Genomic DNA, 24,079 nt, shown 5'->3' with positions numbered 1-24,079 from the left:
ATGAAGGGGCTGAGCGCTCCACTGTGACAACTCTTCTTTGAGTTTGTGAGTAAAAGACTGTACAATGGCGATACATTAACATACATAGAGTGGAGTTACAGGAAGACGCCTGTGGGAGGAGAGACAACATGACTGAATGGTATGAAAAGAGCTTCGGAGAGGATTATCTGGTCGTATACAAACATCGAGACTTTGGTGGAGCTCGTAAAGAAGTTGAACGAATGATCTCGTGGCTGGGACTACCGCCAGGCTCCAAAGTGCTGGATTTATGTTGTGGGATGGGACGTCATTCACTGGCGCTTGCGGAAGCAGGGTACGAGGTAACTGGAGTAGATTTATCAGAGGTATTGCTGCGTGAGGCAAGATCTCAAAAAGGAGCGGAGCAGGTAACTTGGCTGCGTTCTGACATGCGCGACCTACCGTTAACTGGAGGTTTCGATGCTGTGGTTAATCTGTTCACTTCCTTTGGTTATTTTGAAGAGGATGAGGAGCAGGTAAAGGTTTTGCGTGAAATCTATCGGATGTTGAAGCCGGGTGGCAAGTTTGTTATTGATTATCTGAACCCTGCGTATGTGATTCGTCATCTGGTGCCGCATTCTACCCGTGAGGATGGAAAGAATCTGATTGATGAGTCGCGGCGGATCGAGGATGGGTATGTGAAGAAGGACATCATTTTAACCTCTAAGAATGATTCTACACCTCGTCAATATCATGAACGTGTGAAGCTGTATTCCTTGGAGAAATTCAGCGGGATGATCGAGGAAGCAGGTTTACAGCTCGAAGCTGTGCATGGCAGCTATGAAGATGAGGTTTATAATGCAGCAAGCTCCACGCGGATGATTTTTAGTGGAATTCGATCGTAATGGTATCAGGAAAAAGATTCAAAGGCGGTGATCGCACCATGTCTAAGGCGGATATCACTTCATGGGACGAGAACATTCTTCAGGTCTCGGTACCCATGGACTCGCCGCTTCGTCAAGTGAACAGCTATATTCTTCCCGATGAGGATGGCAGAATTACTATTATCGATCCGGGTCCGCGTAGCCCGGAGACAGAAAAATGCTGGCATGCGATCCTGCAGGAGCTGGGATTGTCGTGGAAGGACGTGCGGGATATCGTCGTAACGCATCATCATCCCGATCATTATGGATTGGCGGGATGGTTGCAGTCGCAGACCGGATGTAAAGTATGGATGACTGAACGTGCTCATGCCGAAGCGATGTTGATGTGGGGCAGAGACACGGATATCAATGAAGTTTTGCCGTTATATTTCATCAGACACGGAATGTCGGAAGAATGGTCGAGTGGAATAAAAGCGCATTTGGAGAGCTTTGACGCGCAAGTGGAGCCACAGCCGGTTGTAACTTATCTGAATAAGGTAGAGCCTTTCGGGATGGGTGGCCGTGAATGGAAATTGATTGTAACTGGCGGACATGCACCGGGACATGTGAGTTTCTATCATGCGGGCAGCGGGCAAATGATCTGCGGCGATGCTGTGCTGCCGCAGATTTCGCCCAATGTCAGCCTGCTTCCAGGCAGCGATCCACAGCCGCTGCAGACGTTTCTTCAGGGGCTGCAGGAGCTGGGGAGCTACCCGGTCAGCATGGCGTTCCCGGGTCATAGGGAACCGTTCACGGGCTTCGCGCACCGGGTCAGCAGCCTGCTCGCTCATCATGAGGAGCGGCTGGATGCCGCGGCAGCCTTGCTCGCAAACGGCCCGCTGAGCGGCTTCGCCGTCTGCGAAATTCTGTTTCGCAGCCGGGTAACCACCGTTCACCAGATGCGCTTTGCGATGAGTGAGACACTGGCGCATCTGGCGGAGCTGATGCGCCGGGAGCGAGCAGTGATGATAGAGGCGGACGGTGCTATCTTGTTTGCAGCATCTGAAAGTGCTGGTGACCATGTTAGTTAGAGTTTCTATCACGATCGAAGAGTGATGAAATGAATGATGAAATGAATGATGAATGATGAATGATGAATGATGAATGATGAATGATGAAATGAATTGAGATATGAATGTTATGATCGAGTAGAGGTACAGAGCAGTCTTGTGTTATTGGGACTGCTCTTTTTTGGGTTTTGGTTTTAGTGACTAAGTAGAGAGTATATTTCGGTGCTATTTATATGAATATTGAGCTCCTTAGTCCGATCGAATACCCAACTAAACCTTTGATTACATACTCATGCGTCACGCTGATCATTTGGACTAACATTTGATTACTTTGATTATGTGTCACGCTGATCATTCGGGCTCAGATTTGATTACTTACTGATGCGTTACACAGATCATTCGGACTAACATTTGATTACTTTACTCATGCGTCACGCTGATCATTCTTGCTCAGATTTGATTACTTACTCATGCACACAGATCATTCGGACTCAGATGCCGCTATTCGTGGATTTTGGGACTTTTGAGGTGAGTATCGGACCGGAGAGGCGTTATTGCTAGAGTAATGGGTTGTTATTGGTCATTTTTGAGTGAATAGTGACTCTGGAGTCCGAAAGTCACTAAATCAAGGGTGTTTTATGGAAATAGTGTCACCTGAGTCCGATCGCATTACCCAACTAACATTTGATTACTTTTCTCATGCGTCATGCTGATCATTCGGACTCAGATGCCGCTATTCGTGGGTTTTGGGACTTTTGAGGTGAGTATCGGACCGGAGAGGCGTTATTGCTAGTGCAGAGGGTAGTTATTGGTCATTTTTGAGTGAATAGCGACTCTGGAGTCCGAAAGTGTCCAAATCAATGGGGATATGTGAGTATAGTGTCACCTGAGTCCGATCGCATTACCAAACTAACATTTGATTACTTTTCTCATGCGTCACACTGGTCATTCGGACTCAGATGCCGCTATTCGTGGATTTTGAGACTTTTGAGGTGAGTATCGGACCGGAGAGGCGTTATTGCTAGAGTAATGGGTAGTTATTGGTCATTTTTGAGTGAATAGCGACTCTGGAGTCCGAAAGTGTCCAAATCAAAGAGGATATGTGAGTATAGGGTCACCTGAGTCCGACCGCATTACCAAACTACCATTTGATTACTTTTCTCATGCATCATGCTGATCATTCGGGTTCAGATTTGATTACTTACTCATGCGTTACACAGATCATTCGGACTCAGATGCAGCTTATTCGTGGATTTTGAGACTTTTGAGGTGAGTATCGGACCGGAGAGGCGTTATTGCTAGTGCAGAGGGTAGTTATTGGTCATTTTTGAGTGAATAGCGACTCTGGAGTCCGAAAGTGTCCAAATCAAAGGGGATATGTGAGTATAGGGTCACCTGAGTCCGATCGCATTACCAACTACCAGTTGATTACTTTACTCATGCGTTACGCTGAGCATTCGGATTCATATTTGATTACTTTACTCATGCTTCACACAGATCATTCGGACTCAGATGCCGCTATTCGTGGGTAGAAACACATCTTGCCGAGTAGCTAAGTGTTGGTATTGACTAATTGGGGAATTTCTCCCTGTTTTTCGAGGTTTGTGGGGGTGTAGAGCGGATATTAGGGAATTTCTCCCTAATAATCTACGAATGTAGCTATAAATTAAGGTTTTCGTAGAGTTATTAGGGAAGAATTCCCTAATAACTTAGGTTTTGAACGATTTTCGGTATTTTTTAGGGAGTTTTTCCCTAAAACTGTCCCAACCCAACCTCAAAAAAAGCGATTGTCTCATAACCCGCAAGGGTTACGAAACAATCGCTTTTTAATTCTCAGAGTGTACCCAAAACACCGGTTACTCCGGTTGTTTTTCATGTTCTGCAAGTTTCCTTGCAGCTTCTTCGCGATCCTCAGGTGAATGCGGAAGTTCGAGGTCTATCTCACGCTCCGCTTGCTTACGGTGTGCGATTCGGCTACTAGCTGCAGCGGCTACCGCGCCGACGATATCGTCGAGGAAGGTGTGGATCTGCCCGGTGTTTTTGTCGTTCAACCGTTCAAGAACGCCTGGCTTAAGCTTGTCCACATAACCATAGTTGGTGAAGCCAATGCTGCCATATACATTTACGATGGAGAAAGCCAGAATCTCATCCACTCCGTATAATCCCTCATCATTTTCGATCATATCCTGAAGCGGCGGAAACAACTTCCCCTCCTCCGCGAGCATGTCCAATTGAATGCCCGTAAGTACCGCATTTTGCACTTCTCGTTTGCTGAGTACCATCTCAACGTTATGGACACATTCTTCCATCGTTAAGTTTGGATAATATTTTTTTTGCAGAAACATAACGAGCTCTGCGATTTCCTGCAGGTTTACTCCACGCTTATTCAACCACATTTTGGTCGCATCTGCGACTGCCTTGCTGTTCAGACTGTAAGGTATTTTTGCGATTGGTTCATCAGCCATGATTAGTCACCTCGTAAGTTAAGTCTTTGCATTACAACGTTCGTTAGCATGATGTTAAGCGCTGGTGTTATCTCAGATTGTACGTTTAGAAAAAGTATTTGTCCAGAAAACGGAGTCTATGTGAATTAATATCTAGATCCAACCTAACCTGAAAATAAAGCGCACAGGCTTTTCCAACAATTTAGGATAAGCAGTTGTTATTTTTTGGACAAAGGTCTCGTATACATAGCAGTACAAATGCTATCTAACCTTGAAAGGGGTAATAAATGATGAAAACAATGCAACAAATCCGCGGGATTTCCGCAGTCTGCCTACTCGCAGTTCCACTGGCACTGTCCGGTTGTGGCTTGTTCGGTTCGGAATCAGCATCGATTGATGCTCCGCCACCTGAGGTTGAAGCGCAGATGTTACAGACAGAGGGAAATAATACTTTGGATTCAGGTGTATTTGGTCCAGTGGCTCAGGATGATGCACAAGCAGTTGTGAAGGACAGCACCAAAACCGCTAAAGCAACGGATAAAGCAACGGTTTCCGGTGACCGGACGACCGTATATTTGGAAGATGGAAACGGCTTACTCGCTCCAGTGTCGTTAAATCTGCCAAAAAGCAAAGATTCCAGCACGCTCAAGAACTCTTTAATGGCATTAGTGAATAAGGGAGAATATGCGTCCTCATTGCCAGAAGGTTTCCAAGGCATTCTACCAGCTGGAACTGAGGTGCAAAGCATTACGGTAGACAAGTCGAATTTGGCAGTTGTTGAGTTCAATTCGGAATTTAACAACTATGATGCTGCGGATGAACGCAAAATCCTTGAAGCGATCACTTGGACACTTACCGGTCAAGATGACATTAAAGGTGTGCAGTTCTGGGTAGATGGTAAAAAGCTTACGGAAATGCCGCTTCAAGGCACTCCGCTGGATCGCCCGCTGTCCCGCACAATGGGCATTAACCTGCCAAAACAAGGTCCATCTTTGATGAACTCTAGTGCGGTTACTGTTTATTTTTCCACAACATCTCCTGACGGTATCCAATATTATGTTCCGGTTACGCGCTTTGTACCCGCAGGGCAAGAACAGCTGACTGCTGCTATCAATGAACTGATTGCGGGACCTGAATCCGGAGACGGTCTGGAAATGGTTATGACACAGGGGACATCACTTGATTCGGTTGAAGCCGGACAAAACGGTGTTGTTACTGTATCCTTGACTGACGATATGTTCGCAGATGGGAAGGAAGTTCCTGCCGAATTGCTGGAATCGGTTGTTCTGACTGTTGCGCAAAATACGGAAGATGCTCTGGTTCAAATTCGTTTGAACGGCAAACAATCGATTACTGACACTGACAATGTGGATTATAGCAAACCTGTTTCTGCACCTGAATTTTTGAACGAGCTCCCGTTATAGAATGACCTTCTAAGGTTTAAAAGATGCTTTTGTGCCTCCTCTTTGGTAGAATAAAAGTTGCTCAAAAAGACGTAACGTCCCGAACGGTGAACTGCCGCAATGAACAACAGGGAAACGGGACTCACACTAAACTATTAGCTATACGATGTAGGAGGCAGAAAAGATGAGATCAAACGGGCGAACTGACGACCAATTACGGCCGCTGACAATAACGACCCAAACGAATAAATATGCTGAGGGCTCCGTGATCATTGAGATGGGAGACACCAAAGTTATTTGTACGGCTACTGTAGAGGAAAAAGTGCCTCCGTTTCTTAAAGGACAAGGAAAAGGCTGGGTAACTGCCGAATATTCGATGCTTCCTCGGGCCACCCAGTCCCGTAATCAACGTGAAGCTGCACGCGGTAAACTTACCGGACGTACAATGGAGATCCAGCGGCTGATCGGCCGTGCGCTTCGCTCCGTGGTGAATTTACAAGCGTTAGGTGAACGCAGTATTACGCTGGATTGTGATGTGATTCAGGCGGATGGGGGAACTCGGACGGCTTCGATAACAGGCGCTTTTGTTGCCATGGCATTTGCTATTAATAAAATTGCACTACAGCACAAGCTGGCTGTTTTTCCTATAACAGACTTTTTGGGAGCAATTAGTGTAGGTGTTGTAGGGGATAAAACATTGCTCGATCTGAATTATGAAGAGGATTCCAAAGCCAAAGTGGATATGAATGTAGTCATGACCGGCGGCGGTGCTTTTGTTGAGGTACAAGGGACTGGCGAAGAAAGACCATTCTCGCGTCAAGAGCTGGACCTATTATTAGGTCTAGGTGAGAAGGGAATTTATGAACTGATTGCGGCGCAAAAAGAAGCGCTCGGAGCGATTGCTCTGAAAATCCCTTCCGGCCAACCGGGCCAAGAGGTGTAACATGAATTCCACGGGCAATATTCTCATTGTCGCAACGAAGAATAAGGGGAAGGTGCGCGAGTTCGAGCACGCTTTTGCCCCGCTGGGCCTGACAGTTAAGAGTATGTATGACTATCCGCATCTGCCCGATGTGGTGGAAGACGGGGCTACTTTTGCAGAGAATGCGTTTAAAAAATCCAAAGCCGTAGGTGATGCACTTGGAATTCCGGTACTCGCTGATGATTCGGGTCTTTGTGTAGATGCTTTGGATGGCAGACCGGGTGTGTACTCTGCACGTTTTGCCGGTGAAGACGCTACGGATGGGGAAAATAACCTGAAGCTGCTTAGCGAGCTAGAGAGATTGAAACAGGGGGAAGACACAGATCAGCCTTTGCTGAGCACAGCTAGGTTCGTCTGTACTTTATCGCTGTACGATCCAGTTTCCAAGCAGGAGCTAACCGCAGAAGGTGCGGTCGAAGGTTGGATTACTTCAGAACCATCAGGTGCTGGCGGTTTCGGTTACGACCCGCTATTTTATCTGTCGGAACATGAAAAAACTATGGCCGAGCTTACGCTGGAAGAGAAGCAGCAGATTAGCCATCGAGGAACTGCACTGCGACTGCTGACGGCGAAGCTGGAGAAAAAACTGGCAGCCGAAGGCGGCCTATCGCAGGAATAGATTTTTATATAAAAGTGGGGGTGTCCAAAAGCCGCGAAATGGCTGCTGGGCACCCCCGTTTTTTATTCCTTCCCCTTAAACAAAGCATCAAACTTCGTTCGATTCTAGCACATTCACCCGTATGAAGCGGCTACCCGGACACAGCTGACCTTAAACGCAGCTATATCCGATAATTGAGATTCTACTGGACCCCAAAGTCGCTATGGGCACGAAAAACACCCCAATAGAAGCATTTCATAAGGAATAGCAGCACTGGAGTCCGAAACACAGCTCCAAAGGCTTGAAATTTGTAAATAACGTCAACTGGGTCCTTAACGTAAGCCCCAGAGAATGAGTATGACTCTGCACTAATAATGGGATGTTCTCCTTGTTGGAATCAAGGAGAGCACCGGATTATATCAGCTTCCAAAGAGCAGGTGTGGAAGCTGGCTCCCACCCCTGAAGTGAAGTGTGAGGCTGCAAGCAGGTATACGTTTTTCCACTGTAGGCAACAACATCACCTACTTTATAAGCAACTCCTGTTACCCAGCTAGACCCTCCCGAAGTAGGTGTAGCAGTCGGTAATGGAGTTTGCGTGGGTGTTACGGTTGCGGTGGGCGTTGGTGCCACCGTAGGCGCTGGAGTAACGGTTGCAGTAGGCGTCGGTGCCACCGTAGGTGTCAAAGTCGGTGTTACTGTTGGAGCTACAGTTGCCGTTGGTGTAGAAGTTGCTGTTCCACACACGCTGATGTATTTCCAGACACCGTCCGGTCCGCTAAGATCGGGACGATCGCCTTGTGTCCACCACTTGGCTTCATAGAGTGAGCCGTTGTAGGAAACGCGTTGTCCGCCAGTATATGCGGTTGCCGCATTCCAGGTCGCTGCCGAACATTGTCCCGGCGTAGGAGTAGGTGTTGGCGCTACAGTTGGCGTTGGCGTCACGGTTGCCGTCGGAGTCGGTGTCGGTGATGCAGACGGTGTTGGTGTTGGCGTAGGTGTAATGCCTCCGTACAGTTTATCGTATTCCTGTTGGGACGAGTTTCCGTTCAGGGTGATTCGCTGTGGACCGCCTGAAAAGTTCAGCTTCATCATACCCGGAATTTCAAGTGAAGCTCCATTCGCAATAGTTTGAGTAGCTGTACCTGTAATACGGTAGCGGTTGAAATCCCAGGCCGTGGAGATTTGCTCAACGCTACCGGCTCCCCATGCCGAGGTTAGGGTTGTAGTTGTTGGCAGGTCGAACTCCAGCTTCCAGCCACCGGAAATATCTGTGCCGGTATTGTTCGTTATTTTTAATGAATAGGTATAGTTCGGATGATCATAGGCGCCGCTGAAGCTGAGGTTGAAGTTTTTAGGTTCAGGCAACTGCGGCTTAGGAGCTCCGCCCGGCGGCGAGGCTGTCTTCAGCTGATCATAGGCAAAATCGGTCAGAGAATTGCCATACGTATAAGTGCCATCGCTCTGCTCAGAGTAATCGCCCGTTAGTTCCCAGAACATCATACCTCCCAAGCCTTTTTGCTTGATGTAATCCAGCTTGTAGCCAAGCGATTCCTTATCTTCATACGTAAGAAAAATCTTCTTGTCTGCGTTGAACAAGTACGGTGTTTTGGTAACAGGATCGAAGTAGCGCTTATTCGCTGGATCTTTGAGCAGATTTAGCACATGCCAGATCGGATTTGCACCAGCAGGCTGCTCTGGTGCGGGATCATTCCAGATCCCGTATTGGCCATCTGCTCCCCCACCGGTTGTCGGAGCTGTGCCGTAAAGGCCGGTATTGTTGATGCCTCCATTCACATTTTTCCAGCCTCGTGAATAATAAGGAACTCCGATCACGATTTTTTCCGGAGGAAGCGTTCCAAGATAGTATCGGACCGCCCAGTCGGTATTCAGAACCGGAGTACCCAGCGCAGCAGTTTCAGTATCGCGGGAATCCGGGTACAGTGCAGAATGCGGCCCAACATATCCATTCCAAGCCCCATGGAAATCATAGGTCATAAGGTTCGCCCAGTCTAAATACTGATTGGCTTCCCCAAGCTTCATGCCCCCAAGAATCCAGGAAGAGGCGGTGGCCGCAATGGTCAGGTCATATTTCTGATTGTCTTGTGAACCTGCCAGATCGAGCTTTTCGCGAAGTTTTTTCATAAGAAGAACATAGTTGTTGTAATTTACGGTACGCAGCGGTTCTGCCACGGCAAAATCGTTAGGATTACCGGACTGCCCAGTGCCAGAAGGGTACTCCCAATCGATGTCTACTCCGTTGAACTGATAGGTACGCAGAAAATCCACAACACTATTGGCAAAAGCTTCTCGCCCGGCTTCTGAATTCGCCATGTTGAAGAACCCTCCGGAACCCGACCAGCCGCCAACAGAAATCAGGGTGCGGACATCAGGATAGAGCTGTTTGTACTTAACCAGTTGGTTAAAATGCCCCTTAAAAGGCAGGGTGGTCAGCTGACCGGGATAGTCTTTTTCGATTGCAGCTGTACGGTCCATGAGATCAATCTTGTTCGTTTGAGGATTTACCTTGGCGAAGGCGTAGTTAATATGGGTAATTTTATCCCACGGAATCTTGTCTACGGTGTAAAATCCTTTGTTCTCCTGATCGCCCCACTCTGGGAAGTAAGCAACGATTTTACGAGGGTGATCAGCTGCTGGAGCGGGAGCGGAAGGTGTTGTTTCCGCGGCATGGGCCACTGGTAAGGATGCACCTGTCCCGGTGTAAAGTGGAACCAGAACGATTAGGCTCATTAGCGCAGCAAGGTAACTTATGGATATTTTGCGCTTAGCACGTGCTTTTGCAATCATATTTAATATACCTCCAAAGGGGGATAATGTTATTTCAGGAACGATGCTTCCTGCAAGTCTTTAATTGAGCTTCCATAGCGCAGGTGTGGTGGCTGGCTCCCAGCCCTGAAGTGAAGTGTGGGGCTGCAAGCAGGTATATGTTTTTCCGTTGTAAGCGACGACATCACCTGTTTTGTACGCAACGCCTGTTCCCCAGCTAGACCCTTCCGAAGTAGGCGTAGCGGTAGGTAAAGGAGTTTGTGTAGGTGCAACGGTTGCAGTTGGCGTTGGCGCTAAAGTAGGCGTAGGTGCAACGGTTGCGGTAGGCGTTGGTGCTACCGTAGGTGTTAAAGTTGGGGCCACAGTTGCAGTTGGTGTTGGTGTCGCTGTTCCGCATACGCTGATGAATTTCCAGACCCCATCAGTTCCGCTAAGATCAGGACGATCCCCTTGCGTCCACCATTTGGCTTCATAGACTGAGCCATTGTAGGAGACACGCTGTCCGCCAGTGTATACGGTTGTTGCACCCCAGGTCGCTGCAGAACATTGTCCCGGTGTAGGCGTTGGGGTTGGCGTCACGGTTGCAGTTGGCGTTGGTGTTGGTGTTGCAGTTGGAGTTGCAGTAGGTGTAGCGGTTGCAGTTGGTGTAGGTGTTGGTGATGTGGATGGTGTCGGTGTCGGCTGCACCACTCCGCCACCAAGATCGGCGTTTAGTTTATTGGTTAGTGTTTTGTTCCGGTCACCACTTGTTTCCCAGAACATAGCACCTGCAAGACCCTTGGACTTCAGGTAGCTGATCTTGTGGCCAAAGGATTCTACGTCGTCATAGCTGATAAAGGTTTGATTTGTTGGATTATAGAGATAAGGCACTTTGGATGTATCATTCCAATAGCGGATATAACCGTTTTTGTTGATATAATTGGCTTCGAGATCATAGAAATCATAGCTGCCTTTTTCCCATGTACCCGTTGGTGAGATGCCAGCGGACACCTGATATTGGCCGTTTCCTGAAGCAGGAGCTCCGCCCCAACCACGACCGTAATAAGCCATGCCAAGTACAAGCTTGTTCGCAGGTACACCATTCGCAAGATAGGAGGTTACCGCTTTATCGATGTTAAAATTTTGCGGTTCGGTTAAGCCCGAAGCGGAAGCTGCGGGATCATAGTACAACGGAGCATTATGTCCGGTGGTGGTGTTCCAGCTCCCATTAAAGTCATAGGTCATAATATTGATCCAGTCGACAACGGAAGCAATGCCGGCCAGATTATTATTGTTGATATACGTTGGGCCTGCCCCGGAAGCAATGGTCAGCAGATAGGTTTTTCCATCCGCCGCGCCGGCTGTATTCAGCTTTTCGCGAACTTTTTGCAGCAGCAGTACATAGTTTTCTTTATCTTCAGGACGGTAGCTATTGCCTGCGAGTCCACCACTTACTGGATATTCCCAGTCGAGATCCACGCCGTCCATCTTGTATTTTCGAATAAAATCAACCGCGGAATTGGCAAAAACCTCACGGGTCGCAGCTGTCGCAGCTACATCCGAGAAACGGTTCGACCAGGTCCAGCCTCCAACGGAGATTAGGGTCTTCAGGTTCGGGTTCTTTTCCTTCAGCTTCCATAGCTGCTTCAGGTTACCTTTGATGGGATCATCCCATTTGTCATCCCCGAAGCTTTTTCCAGTGTCAATCCACGGGTCACCAAGAACAATCGTACCGTTCGGAACGCTGATGGCTTGGCCTTGCTCATTCTGGCAAGACCAGGTCACCGGATTAGGGCCGGTGGGGTCGGGATTGCCATGGATTCCATTCCAACAAATATCCGCAAAAGCGTAGTTAATGACATTCATTTTGGTAGGATCGATATCAGTTACATTGTAAGAACGCCCGTAAGCGGCCCATGAAGCGTAATAACCAACCAGTTTGTAATCCTGTGCGGCGTTGGCTATTTTGGGACTGCCGCCCAGGGTGGAAAAGAGTGTCAGAACAAGCGCGGCGATCATCGCAATTGCAAAGGTTTTGCGTGAAGCTTTTTTCGTGAAGATCATTGAATTTCTACCTCCTAGATTCAAAGTGTAGTTCGAAATTCTTTTCGGCAAGATGTCCTGACCTTCACCTCCCGTCGGTTGTAGTGCACCATCACCCTTGGCGTTTCTATCATTCTATTGAAGATCAATTCGTAGATTCAGCAGCAAAAAAGCAGCGGTCCAAATCAAGCCTTACCCAATCAGTAAGCGCTTTCTTTTATGCTTTTTGTGTGCTGCTGTTTCATGGATTTTTAAAGATGTAACATGCTGTGTATGGTTTGAATGAATAGAGGAGGATGTTTGGAAGTTGGATAATTAGGATGAATTAGATATAAATGGGTGATGGTAACTCTTATTCTCAAGCATAGCTTGCAATTGCGCTAGGGATAAAATCAGGTGATATAGGGGGACAATTTTCTAATTTATAGTGACTCTTCAAAAAGTGAACCCTTTTGGATTTGTATACTCGCTTTTATCAAGAAACTCATGAAGAAACACATAACCACCGATGTAATGAATATAAATCATATACATGCCTGAGATATTTTTTTATGGAACTATGCAACGCATCGATGTTTCTTTTCGTTATAGTAGTATCATACGGAAGGTGGTGGGCTCACCGATGGTTGTGTGGGTGTTTTGGCTGATCGCAGCCGGTGTCCTGTTTGTTGTTGAGATGATGACGCTTACTTTTTATTTATTGTGGCTTAGTATTGGTGCTTTGGCCGCAGGTTTGGTGTCGCTGATTGTTCCCGAAGCCATTTTGTTTCAGGTGGTCCTTGGATCACTGGTCGCACTTGGTCTGACTATATTCTCGAAACCACTGGTTTCTAGATTTCGCCATTCACGTGGGTTCAAGGATACAGGTACAGAAATCATCGGTAGGCAAGGAGTAGTTGTTGAGCCGATAGAGCAGGGACGTTACGGGCAAGTGAAGGTAGGCGGAGATACGTGGAGCGCGAGCTCTGATCAGAATCTGGGCAAGGATGAGGTTGTAAGAGTAGTGAAAAGAGGCACGACGATTATCGAAGTAGAACGATGGGGGGAAATGAACTAATGCAATGGGCAATTATCGCAATTATTATTGTAGTGGTCGTAGTTTTTGTGGCATTAACAGTCAAAATCGTACCACAGCAACGGGTAGGCGTAGTGGAAAGGCTCGGTAAATTTAATCGTCTGCTGACACCGGGGTTGAACATTCTGATTCCTGTAATTGATCAGGTGCGCACGTACCATGATTTACGGATTCAACAAGCGAATGTACCTCCGCAAACGGTAATTACAAAGGATAACGTGCAGGTGCAGATTGATACGATTATTTTCTACCAGGTGGTTGGACCAGAGGAAGCTACTTATGGTATTTCTGATTATGTGTATGGGGTAAGAAACATTTCGACGGCAACAATGCGGCAAATCATCGGTAAGCTGGAATTGGATGAGACCTTGTCTGGACGGGAAAAGATTTCGACGGACATCCGTCTTGCTCTCGATGAAGCTACTGAGAAGTGGGGCGTACGGATCGAGCGTGTGGAAGTTATCGATATCAAACCGCCATTGGATATTCAGGAAGCGATGGATAAGCAGATGAAAGCAGAGCGGAGCAAACGTGCCATTGTTTTGGAGGCGGAAGCTGCCAAGCAGGATATGATCCTACGCGCTGAAGGGGATAAACAAAGTAAGATTCTAAAAGCAGAAGGCGATAAAGAAGCGCGTATCCGTCAAGCAGAGGGTTCTCGCCAGGCGCAAGAGCTGGAAGCACACGGTGAGGCTAAAGCGATTCAAGCCGTGGCAGAAGCAGAAAAATCACGCATTGAGCTGATTCGTTCGGCAGGTCTGGATGAGCATGTTCTGGCTTATCGTTCCTTCGAGGCTCTGGCTGAGATTGCCAAAGGTCCTGCTAATAAAGTGTTCTTGCCAACAAGCGCTGTTGAAACGCTGGGAAGTCTTGGAGCGATTGCAGAAGTCTTCAAAGCGAGCAAGGACAGTAAATAGATTTTACAATTCGAGCTTATTCCGTTAAAGTAAAAAGCAAAAACAACCTTATGCATACGAAGCTATTGTTGTTCATGCTAACTTTGAAGGAGAGAAGCTACTGTGACGCAAAAAGAAATTTCACCGCTAGTTGAACTGCTTGGATTACAGCCTCACGTTGAGGGTGGTTGGTACAAAAGACTTTGGAATTCGGAATTTGAAATTTCGCAGGAAGTGTTAGGCGATAGCTATTCTGGATCACGTCATTCGGCATCTTCAATTTATTTTTTACTTCACGAAGGCGAACAATCTGATTGGCATACTGTATTGTCCGATGAAGTTTGGTTGTGGCATTCCGGTAGTCCAATCGTGCTAAGTCTCGGAGGTAATGGAGATAAGCCTGAGGATGTGCAGGAAGTTATTCTGGGCCTCGATATTGCTGCAGGCCAGCAGCCACAAGTGGTTGTTCCAGCGGGAGTATGGCAAGCTGCGCGCTCGTTAGGCAAAGAGCCGACGCTGGTATCCTGTATTGTTTCTCCTGAATTCCATTTTGATGATTTCAAACTAATTGAGAAATAAAGAAGAGCGGGGGCGCTTACGCCTCCGTTTTTTTATAAGGATTTGGGGAATGATGAAGCCATCTGCTATACTTTTTATGGTAGCGTTTGCTTCTTAAGTGGATAAATAGGTTAAGTATGTTTAACGAAATAACAATAAGCTTGGAGGGTTAAGCGATGAGTGAATTAAATGCACCGTTCTCGGGTGGTCCTACTTTAAATGACGGGGTGACCATGCCGTGGCTGGGTCTTGGCGTGTATAAGACTAAAGATGGCGAAGAGGTTATTCATGCGGTCAAAACCGCAGTGGAATTAGGATATCGCAGTATTGATACGGCAGCCGGATACAATAACGAAGAAGGCGTAGGACAAGCTATTCGTGATTGTGGAGTGGCCCGGGATGAGTTGTTTATTACAACTAAAGTACGGAATCCTGATCAAGGTTATGAATCTACGCTAAAAGCGTTCGAGGATAGCCGGCGCAAGCTGGGTCTGGACTATCTAGATCTGTATCTCATACACTGGCCGGTGGCAGGGAAATATCGTGAGACATGGAAGGCCTTAATTCATCTGCAAAAAGAAGGCCTCATCAAATCTATCGGCGTGAGCAATTTTCAGGTTCATCATCTGAAAGATATCATCGAGGATACCGGAGTGGTGCCTGTGGTGAATCAGGTGGAATTCCATCCGCTGTTGACTCAGCGCGAGCTGCTGAAATATGCCAATGAACAGGGTATTCAGCTTGAAGCATGGAGTCCATTAATGCAGGGGAATCTTGATCTACCGCTCTTAAAAGAGTTGGCTGAGAAGTATGGCAAGACCCCTGCTCAAATTGTACTTCGCTGGGATTTGCAGCAAGGTGTCATTACGATTCCTAAATCCGTACATGCGGATCGAATCAAGGAGAATGCCGGATTCTTTGACTTTACGCTTAGTGACGAGGATGTCAAAGCTATCGAGGGCTTGAACAAAGACCATCGATTTGGCCCGGACCCGGACAACTTTAACTTTTAAAGATCGTTCAGATAAGATCGTAGAGTAATCATTGCAAATACAAGCCAAACAGCAAGCCACCGGATACGGGGACTTGCTGTTTGGCTTGTCGATTACCTCAGTTCTCTACGCGCTTATTGGATGGAGACGTTATATTTACGCAGCCAGAGATCCACTTGGGCGAGGTAAGCAAACAGCTGAGGACCGGACATGAGCTGGCCGAACCAAGGCAGATTGGTTGAGGATTCCGGGGAAGCGGCGATCTCACGGATTTTGGCAGCATCAATTAGCGGAAGTAGGGGTGAAGTGGAGTCATCCAGAATGTTTAATACCTGAGTTCGTACCGCATTTAAATAGGCAGGATTATGAGTTTTGGGGTAAGGGCTTTTTTTGCGGTAGAGCACATCGTCTGGAAGAATGCCTTCAAGAGATTTACGCAAAATCCCTTTTTCACGGCCCCCCAGATTCTTGATTTCCCACGGAATATTAAATACATATTGAACGAGTCGGTGATCACAATAAGGAACACGTACCTCTAGCCCTGCGCCCATGCTCATTCGGTCTTTACGGTCTAGTAGAGTAGGCATGAAGCGGGTGATATTCAGATAGGACATTACGCGCATTTGTGCTTGTTTTCCTGTTTCTCCATCCAATTTCGGAACTTCAGCCACCGCATCACTATATCTGTCACCCAAATATTCCAGTGGACGAATCCACTCGTTAATTTCTGGAGAAAGTAGACTTGCACGCATTTTCGGAGCAACTGACCAAGGAAAAGTGCCTGAGGAGAGCATTTCCTCACGGTGGAACCAAGGGTATCCGCCAAAAATCTCATCCGCCGCTTCACCGGAAATAGCTACTGTCGCGTTCTTTTTAATCTCCCGGCAAAATAAGTACAAAGAAGAGTCCACATCGGTCATCCCTGGTAAATCCCTAGTGTACAAAGCATTATCCAGCGCTTCTACAAGCTCCGGGGTATCGAACGAGATGTAGTGGTGATTTGTATTTAATTCATCGACCATTCGTTTAATCCACGGCCCATCTGCTCCCGGCTGGAAAGTATGACTTTTGAAATGTTTGTCGTTATCTACATAGTCTACGGAATAAGTATCCACTTGTCCCTGACCATTCCGGTTGTAGTAATCCACTGCAAGTGCCGTCAGCGCACTGGAATCCAGCCCTCCCGACAAAAGAGAGCAAACAGGGACGTCTGAGACCAGTTGGCGTTCGAGTGTATCTTGGAGCAGTTCACGCACCTTAGCGGCCGTCTCTGCTTCATTGTCAGTATGCTTTGCGCTCTCCAGCTTCCAATAGGCATAACTGCGCAGACCTTCACGGCTATAGATCATAGCATGACCTGGACGAAGCTCTTGCATATCCTTATAAACACCATGACCCGGTGTACGTGCTGGACCGATGATGAAGATTTCTGCGAGACCTTCAGGACCCACGATTGGTTGTACCTTGGGATGCTGCAGCAACGCCTTAGGCTCTGAGCCAAAAACTAGGACGTCATCAACCTTGCTATAGAACAGGGGTTTCACACCTAAACGGTCACGTGCAAAAAAGACTTGGTCCCGAAGACCGTCCCATACTGCAAAAGCAAAGATTCCATTGAGCTTCTCTGCGCAATCCGGCCCCCATTCGATATAGGAATGCAGCAGCACTTCTGTATCGCACTGGGTGCGGAATTGATGCCCTCGCTGCTTAAGTTCCTGTTTGAGTTCGAGGGCGTTATATAATTCGCCGTTGTAAACAATCGCGTATACCTGTTCCTCATGGCGGGTGATCATGGGCTGGGCACCGTTCTCCGGATCGATAACGCTAAGTCTGCGGTGACCGAAAGCACAGGGGCCTGAGATCCAGGTTCCGGCTGCATCGGGGCCGCGGTTTGCTAAAGTTTCAGTCATTTTGACCAGCAGCTGCGAGTGCTGAGTGAGATCTCCGCGCCACTGGATAAATCCGGTTATTCCGCACATGATGGTTCATCCTCTCTTTTGTGCGATTGTTGTCCTTACTTTTTTGCCAAGTAATACAGATATATGCCGAAGGAAGGCATAAAATGTATGTCCTTATCCGAACACTAGGGGAGAGGGGAATTTGCCAGGAGGGAAGGATGACAGGTGTATTATATTAAAGACGCCAAAATTCGCAGAATGATGGAGTACGATGGTGCGCCTTGTGCAGAAGTGGGTGTTTTGCCGGGTGCTGTTAGTGATCCTGCGCTTTTGGTGTATATCGTTGAGGATCGGCGTGAAGAAGGATATGAGATTGTCCGTATTCTGACTAATGATGCTGATACCTCTACCGATTGGTTTGATAACAATATGCATGACGCTTTTCAAGATGTGACCTCGAGTGCATTTACAGGCAGCAACTTTATGTCGCCAGAAGATGAGCATTCCAAGTTTCAACGAGAATTACTCACTTTTGGGGATTTAAAAAAGCAGCTGGAGAAGCGTTTTCGAAAGCTGGATTAAATAGCGAAGGTTTGTAAAACGCACACTGGAATGGCTGAAAAGGACGGCAGAAATGCCGTTTTTTTCATTTCCTGTGGTTACGCTGATGTGTGAAAAAGCTGCACCGGAAACACTTTTATTATTTTTCTAAGTTGTTTTGACTTGAAAAATCCGCTGAATAAGGTATAATAAATATCGTTGCGTCAATACATAGTATTTATTTCTTATATGTCCCGGTAGCTCAGCTGGATAGAGCATGCGCCTTCTAAGCGCACGGTCAGGGGTTCGAATCCCTTCCGGGACGTCAATTAACAGCCTTCCTTCGGGAAGGCTGTTTTTGCGTGCGCGAGTTTTAGTTCGAGGTCACACACGGGGTGCTTTGTCTTCCTTCTTGATCTAAACGTCGAAATTCGATTCACCGTTGAACATCAAACTTCGAGCCTCTAGACCACATTTACACCTACGCAGCAGCTATCGGACCCAGAGGACCTTAAATGCTGAAAAGTGCGGATTTGCGATGTTATCGGACTCCATCGTCACTATTGATGCCAAACGTGCCCCAAAAGAGCTACTTTCTCAAGAATAGCTGCACTGGAGTCCGAAACGTTGCTCAAAAGGCGATAAATGAGTAAATAACGTCATCTGAGTCCGCGAGCCTCCTCGGTCTGAGTAATGCTGGTTACTTGGTGTTGTGCATCTATTGGTGTTGACTGCATGGCATGTTTGGCGTTGGAGAATTACGGTTTGAGCATTTATTGGTGTGAACGCTTGGGCGTGCTTAGCTACTAATCATCGTTGAGATCAAGCTTCCAGCATCTAGCCCACATTTGCACATACGCAGCAGCTATCGGACCCAGAGGACCTTAAATGCTGAAAAGTGCGGGATTTGCGATGTTATCGGACTCCATCGTCACTATTGATGCCAAACGTGCCCCAAAAGAGCTACTTTCTCAGCAATAGCTGCACTGGAGTCCGAAACGTTGCTCAAAAGGCGATAAAAGAGTAAATAACGTCATCTGAGTCCGCGAGCCTCCTCGGTCTGAGTAATGCTGGTTACTTGGTGTGTTGAGCTGCTAACCATCATTGAACATCAAACTTCGAGCGACTAGATCACATTTGCACATATGCAGCAGCTATCGGACCCAGAGGACCTTAAATGCTGAAAAGTGCCACATTTGCGATGTCATCGGACTCCATCGTCGCTATTGATGCCAAACGTGCCCCAAATGAGCTACTTTCTCAGGAATAGCTGCACTGGAGTCCGAAACGTTGCTCAAAAGGCGATAAAAGAGTAAATAACGTTATCTGAGTCCGCGTGCCTCCTCAGCCTCAGAAAGTAATGGTTACTTGGTGTGATGAGTTACTTATTTTGCACATACGCAGCAGCTATCGGACCCAGATGACCTTAAATGCTGAAAAGTGCCACATTTGCGATGTTATCGGACTCCATCGTCACTATTGATGCCAAATGTGCCCCAAATGAGCTACTTTCTCAGGAATAGCTGCACTGGAGTCCGAAACGTTGCTCAAAAGGCGATAAAAGAGTAAATAACGTCATCTGAGTCCGCGTGCCTCCTCAGTCTAAGTAATGCTGGTTACTTGGTGTTGTGGATCTATTGGTGTTGACTGCATGGCGTGTTTGGCGTTGGGGACTTACGGTTTGAGCATTTATTGGTGTGAACGCTTGGGCGTGTTTAGTTACTTATCATCTGTTTAGTTACTTAAATTGTACACACGCAGCAGCTATCGGACCCAGAGGACCTTAAATGCTGAAAAGTGCGGGATTTGCGATGTCATCGGACTCCATCGTCGCTATTGGTGCCAAACGTGCCCCAAATGAGCTACTTTCTCAGGAATAGCTGCGCTGGAGTCCGAAACGTTGCTCAAAAGGTGATAAAAGAGTAAATAACGTCACCTGAGTCCGCGAGCCTCCTCGGTCTGAGAAAGAAAGTGCTGATTACTTGGTGTGATGAGTTACTTATTTTGCACATACGCAGCAACTATCGGACCCAGAGGACCTTAAATGCTGAAAAGTGCGGGATTTGCGATGTTATCGGACTCCATCGTCGCTATTGGTGCCAAACGTGCCCCAAATGAGCCACTTTCTCAGGAATAGCTGCGCTGGAGTCCGAAACGTTGCTCGTAAGGCGATAAAAGAGTAAATAACGTCACCTGAGACCGCGAGCCTCCTCGATCTGAGAAAGAAAGTGCTGATTACTTGGTGTGATGAGTTACTTATTTTGCACATACGCAGCAGCTATCGGACCCAGAGGACCTTAAATGCTGAAAAGTGCGGGATTTGCGATGTCATCGGAGTCCATCGTCGCTATTGGTGCCAAACGTGCCCCAAAAGAGCTACTTTCTCAGGAATAGCTGCGCTGGAGTCCGAAACGTTGCTCAAAAGGCGATAAAAGAGTAAATAGCGTCATCTGAGTCCGCAAGCCTCCTCAGCCTCAGAAAGTAATGGTTACTTGGTGTGATGAGTTACTTAAATTGTACACACGCAGCAGCTATCGGACCCAGAGGACCTTAAATGCTGAAAAGTGGCACATTTGCGATGTTATCGGACTCCATCGTCGCTATTGGTGCCAAAACGTGCCCCAAATGAGCCACTTTCTCAGGAATAGCTGCGCTGGAGTCCGAAACGTTGCTCAAAAGGCGATAAAAGAGTAAATAACGTCACCTGAGTCCGCAAGCCTCCTCAGCCTGAGACAGCGCTGGTTACTTGGCGGTGTTAAGTACTAATCGCCGAAGAATGTAAATTACCCATTATGCGCACGCTAACCTCAAGTCATAAAAAAGACCGCTCCTAAAGAAGCGGCCAGATTTCCTCCCAGACGGTATCCAGGATTCCCTGCATGTTATCTTCCATGCTGTTAATTGCAATGACTGCTTGAGCGTCCGGCACCACAAGACAGAATTGTCCATGAGCGCCATCGGCACGGTAAGCGTCGTGGGAGCAGAGCCAGAATTGACAGCCGTATCCTTCTCCCCAGTCGCCGTTTCCATCATTATCGATCTGTTTTTGTGTAACAAAATCGATCCATGCTGCGGGAATTAGTTGCTGGCCCTGCCACTTTCCTTGCTGTAAAAGCAGCTGTCCAAACCGGCTTAACTCTTCCGTGTTAATCTGAAGTCCGGCACAGCCAAGGGTTACCCCTTGAGGTGTTGTTTCCCAATCGACATTGTTTATGCCCAGAGGTGCAAACAAACGAGGTACCAGATAATCCTTTACGGTTTGCCCGACGCGGGCTTGCACCATTGCAGAGATCATAATGGTATCTCCGCTGCTGTATGTAAATTTCTCTCCGGGAGCTCTGTCTAAAGTCAGAGCCAAATAATGCTGCACCCAATTTTTATCCTTCAAGGCTAATCTCTCTTCAGCCCAAAATGGAGGGGAGTCGTGCCCTGTACTCATTCGCAGCAAATCGAACAAAGTTATATCCCCGGGCTGCATGGATGGAGGTGTTGGTTTAAGAGGAGAGGCATACTCCGGAAAAACATCTCTAAGCGTTGTTTCCAGTGTCAGCTTCCCTTCATCAATGGCAAGACCTACTGCCATACAAGTAAAAGACTTGCTGACGGAATGCTGCAAGCGCCGAATATCCTCCGTGAGATCCAGTTTTCCCACAAGGTTTCCGTTTTGAAGCACACGAACATTGAAAATATTCAGGTTTCGTTCACGAGCCTTAGCTGCGAATGGAGCCATGTTCAACATAAAAAGAGTCCTTCTTTCTCTTGATATTCCTAGCTAGGATAGCGAAGTGACAAAAAGAAAAACTAGAAAAATGAGTGGAAACGTTTTCTGTTATTGCGATAAAAATCGCTAAATTGATGGTATTCCATTCTTATTTTAAAGTCAATAAAACAAGGAAAACTATTGTTTGATATATAAATACCAATTATTTCTAATTTGTAGATTGAATAACTATAGACTTATTGTAATTTTAACCAAATAAAAAGTGATGAATCACAATTTTTTTTGTCTTTTTAGTTGACTTATAAAAATTACCTGTTCATAATGGACGAAGTAAGCGAAAAAAACGCGCTAAGGGCTCAAAATGATGTCGTGGGAAACGTTTCCCATCATTTCATGCGTTTCCACAACCTGATTTTCATCGGGTGAAGGGGGGACTCATCATAGGAGTGGAGCAAGGTAAATATGAATATCAAAGATATTGCAAGGCTATCAGGCGTGGGTATCGCCACAGTCTCCAGAGTAATCAATAATAGCGGTGTTGTAAGCGATACAACTAGAGCTAAAGTGATGGCGGTTGTTAGAGAACATAACTATATTCCAAACGGTAATGCGAGCAACTTGAAAAAAACGCGATCCAATACCATAGCGCTAATGGTAAAAGGGATCTCAAACCCGTTTTTTGCCGACATGATCAAAGAAGTTGAACGCCAGGTGAACCTACGGGGATGTCCGCTAATGATCCAGCATGTAGAAGATGGAGTAGACGAGATCGATATCGCTCTACAGCTTGTAAAAGAAAAAAATCTATATGGCGTAGTTTTTATGGGCGGAACGTATGATCACTCCGAAGATAAATTCAAACAATTAAAAATTCCATTTGTTCTGACTACCATCACGACTACAAAAGAAGTCGATCCTGCTGTTTTTTCAAGCGTGATCATTGATGATCTTCAGGAATCTTATAAGGCTGTCAGCTATTTAATCTCATTAGGACATCGCAATATCTGTTTTTTAGCCAGATTTCCTCTGGTGCAAAATACAACAGGTAACCGGCGGCTTATGGGATATATCAAGGCGCTTGAGGAGCATGGAATTGAGTACGACCCTTCAATGGTAGAGGACTGTGAATATAGTCCGAGCTCAGGCTTTACAGCTACCAAACGTCTGCTCAATAAGAAAAAAGATATCACTGCTGTTTTTGCTGCATCAGATACGATTGCCATTGGGGCGGCTAAGGCGTTATTGTCCTTGGGCTTATCAATTCCAAATGATGTTTCGATTATCGGATTCGACGGGATTGAAATGGCAGAATATTATCATCCATCTCTGGATACGATCAGCCAACCCGGAGTGGATATGGCGAAGGCCAGTGTTGAAATTTTGTTTGACCTGATCACAGGTGATTCGCAAAACAAACATATGGTATTCGAATCTGTACTGGTTAAGCGGGGATCTTGCAAGAAAATAAACAAATGAATAAGAACGAAAAGGAGATAACTCATGGCATTATTAACAGTTGAGACAGGCTCTCCTACCTTGAGAATGACAACGACCATCAGTATTATCTCCCCCGTCGATTCAGGCAACATGTCTGGAGGAACGCTCTACCTGCTGCATGGTGCTGGTGATAACGCCAGTACATGGCACAGGATGACTACTATTGAGCAGTATGCAAGTCAATATGGTTGTACAGTCATAATGCCCCAAGTAAACAGGAGCTATTATACAGACATGGAGTACGGACTGGATTACTTCCACTATGTGACCCATGAGCTTCCCGAGCTTTGTGGCCGAATGATGAGGTTGGATGATAATCCGCAGAAGACGTATATCGCTGGTTTATCGATGGGCGGGTATGGCGCTCTGAAATGTGCACTTACCTATCCCGAGCGTTACAGCAAAGTGGTTTCGTTATCAGGAGTTACCGATCTCCAGAAACGATTAAACGATCCGCAAATGTCCAAGGACATGGCGAGGGAGATGGCGGGTACTTTTGGAAAACGCTTACAAATTAAGCCGGATCAGGATCTGTACGCTTTAGCCGCTAAATTGGTCGACGATAAACGTAACCTGCCTTCGATTCTGACTTGCTGTGGTTCGAAAGATCCGTTTGTGGAGATGAATCGGGAATTCGCAGCTTATCTGGAGACGACCCCTTATGAATTTCAGTATGTTGAGACCTCTGGAACTCATGAATGGCGATTCTGGGAGGAACATCTGAAGACAACCTTTGATTTCTTGTACAACTAAAAGACATAAGCAGAGTGAGGAGATG

17 protein-coding genes and 1 tRNA gene are annotated in these 24,079 nt (G+C 46.8%); 13 read left to right on the top strand and 5 right to left on the bottom strand.

Features of this window, described 5'->3' with window-relative positions:
* Positions 1–128: 128 nt before the first annotated feature.
* Together MHH50_RS25140 and MHH50_RS25135 are read left to right on the top strand one after the other, a co-directional pair.
* The gene (locus MHH50_RS25140; RefSeq protein ID WP_312149175.1) at positions 129–863 is read left to right on the top strand and encodes a class I SAM-dependent methyltransferase; all 735 of its coding nucleotides are present in this window, start codon (positions 129–131) and stop codon (positions 861–863) included.
* Positions 863–1,912, top strand: coding sequence for an MBL fold metallo-hydrolase (locus MHH50_RS25135; protein ID WP_340033588.1), 1,050 nt, complete (start codon positions 863–865; stop codon positions 1,910–1,912). The genes MHH50_RS25140 and MHH50_RS25135 overlap by 1 nt, the downstream gene beginning before the upstream one ends.
* A 1,835-nt stretch (positions 1,913–3,747) precedes the next feature.
* Here the strand turns inward: MHH50_RS25135 and MHH50_RS25130 are convergent.
* Positions 3,748–4,356 carry a phosphatidylglycerophosphatase A gene (locus MHH50_RS25130; protein WP_076129198.1) on the bottom strand — a complete coding sequence of 203 codons (609 nt, stop codon included), beginning with the start codon at positions 4,354–4,356 and terminating at the stop codon, positions 3,748–3,750.
* Positions 4,357–4,625: 269 nt separating this feature from the next.
* Between MHH50_RS25130 and MHH50_RS25125 the strand changes: the two genes are divergently transcribed.
* The 3 genes from MHH50_RS25125 to MHH50_RS25115 all read left to right on the top strand — a co-directional run bounded on the left by MHH50_RS25125 (position 4,626) and on the right by MHH50_RS25115 (position 7,339).
* Positions 4,626–5,759: a GerMN domain-containing protein gene (locus MHH50_RS25125; RefSeq protein WP_179088341.1), complete on the top strand. Its 1,134-nt coding sequence runs from the start codon at positions 4,626–4,628 to the stop codon at positions 5,757–5,759.
* A gap of 163 nt (positions 5,760–5,922) precedes the next feature.
* A complete protein-coding gene (gene rph, locus MHH50_RS25120; protein ID WP_036686952.1) occupies positions 5,923–6,681 on the top strand; it encodes a ribonuclease PH in 759 nt (252 codons plus the stop codon).
* 1 nt (position 6,682) lies between these two features.
* Positions 6,683–7,339, top strand: coding sequence for an XTP/dITP diphosphatase (locus MHH50_RS25115; RefSeq protein WP_076129200.1), 657 nt, complete (start codon positions 6,683–6,685; stop codon positions 7,337–7,339).
* A gap of 393 nt (positions 7,340–7,732) precedes the next feature.
* Here the strand turns inward: MHH50_RS25115 and MHH50_RS25110 are convergent, their stop codons facing one another.
* The gene (locus MHH50_RS25110; protein ID WP_340033587.1) at positions 7,733–10,123 is read right to left on the bottom strand and encodes a glycosyl hydrolase family 18 protein; all 2,391 of its coding nucleotides are present in this window, start codon (positions 10,121–10,123) and stop codon (positions 7,733–7,735) included.
* Between the two features lie 60 nt (positions 10,124–10,183).
* Positions 10,184–12,145 carry a glycosyl hydrolase family 18 protein gene (locus MHH50_RS25105; RefSeq protein ID WP_340033585.1) on the bottom strand — a complete coding sequence of 654 codons (1,962 nt, stop codon included), beginning with the start codon at positions 12,143–12,145 and terminating at the stop codon, positions 10,184–10,186.
* A 511-nt stretch (positions 12,146–12,656) separates the two neighbouring features.
* Here MHH50_RS25105 and MHH50_RS25100 point away from each other — a divergent pair.
* From MHH50_RS25100 to MHH50_RS25085, 4 genes are all read left to right on the top strand, one after another.
* A complete protein-coding gene (locus MHH50_RS25100; protein ID WP_256719490.1) occupies positions 12,657–13,181 on the top strand; it encodes an NfeD family protein in 525 nt (174 codons plus the stop codon).
* Entirely contained in the window at positions 13,181–14,116 is a 936-nt protein-coding gene (locus tag MHH50_RS25095) for an SPFH domain-containing protein (protein WP_076129203.1), read from the top strand. Before MHH50_RS25100 ends, MHH50_RS25095 begins: the two co-directional genes overlap by 1 nt.
* Before the next feature lie 102 nt (positions 14,117–14,218).
* Positions 14,219–14,674 (top strand): cupin domain-containing protein, encoded by a 456-nt coding sequence (locus MHH50_RS25090; RefSeq protein WP_036686965.1) that lies wholly within the window; start codon positions 14,219–14,221, stop codon positions 14,672–14,674.
* A gap of 155 nt (positions 14,675–14,829) precedes the next feature.
* Positions 14,830–15,666: an aldo/keto reductase gene (locus tag MHH50_RS25085; protein WP_036686969.1), complete on the top strand. Its 837-nt coding sequence runs from the start codon at positions 14,830–14,832 to the stop codon at positions 15,664–15,666.
* Between the two features lie 113 nt (positions 15,667–15,779).
* Here the strand turns inward: MHH50_RS25085 and asnB are convergent, their stop codons facing one another.
* Complete coding sequence (gene asnB, locus MHH50_RS25080; RefSeq protein WP_076129204.1) at positions 15,780–17,624, bottom strand: asparagine synthase (glutamine-hydrolyzing); 1,845 nt, start codon at positions 17,622–17,624, stop codon at positions 15,780–15,782.
* 144 nt (positions 17,625–17,768) lie between these two features.
* On the opposite strand from asnB, the gene MHH50_RS25075 reads away from it, so the two are divergent.
* Both MHH50_RS25075 and MHH50_RS25070 read left to right on the top strand, forming a co-directional pair.
* A complete protein-coding gene (locus MHH50_RS25075) occupies positions 17,769–18,125 on the top strand; it encodes a hypothetical protein (protein ID WP_340033583.1) in 357 nt (118 codons plus the stop codon).
* Positions 18,126–18,334: 209 nt separating this feature from the next.
* Positions 18,335–18,408, top strand: a tRNA-Arg gene (locus MHH50_RS25070).
* A gap of 2,505 nt (positions 18,409–20,913) precedes the next feature.
* Here the strand turns inward: MHH50_RS25070 and MHH50_RS25065 are convergent.
* Complete coding sequence (locus MHH50_RS25065; protein ID WP_340033581.1) at positions 20,914–21,822, bottom strand: serine hydrolase; 909 nt, start codon at positions 21,820–21,822, stop codon at positions 20,914–20,916.
* 444 nt (positions 21,823–22,266) lie between these two features.
* On the opposite strand from MHH50_RS25065, the gene MHH50_RS25060 reads away from it, so the two are divergent.
* The gene (locus tag MHH50_RS25060) at positions 22,267–23,280 is read left to right on the top strand and encodes a LacI family DNA-binding transcriptional regulator (protein WP_076129206.1); all 1,014 of its coding nucleotides are present in this window, start codon (positions 22,267–22,269) and stop codon (positions 23,278–23,280) included.
* Between the two features lie 24 nt (positions 23,281–23,304).
* Positions 23,305–24,054, top strand: a complete 750-nt coding sequence (locus tag MHH50_RS25055; protein WP_340033580.1) for an alpha/beta hydrolase family protein — start codon at positions 23,305–23,307, stop codon at positions 24,052–24,054.
* Positions 24,055–24,079 lie beyond the last annotated feature (25 nt).

This window comes from Paenibacillus sp. FSL H3-0302 (assembly GCF_037982245.1).
Classification (GTDB): Bacteria; Bacillota; Bacilli; order Paenibacillales; family Paenibacillaceae; genus Paenibacillus_AQ; species Paenibacillus_AQ odorifer.
This window is presented reverse-complemented; position numbering and strand designations above follow the sequence as displayed.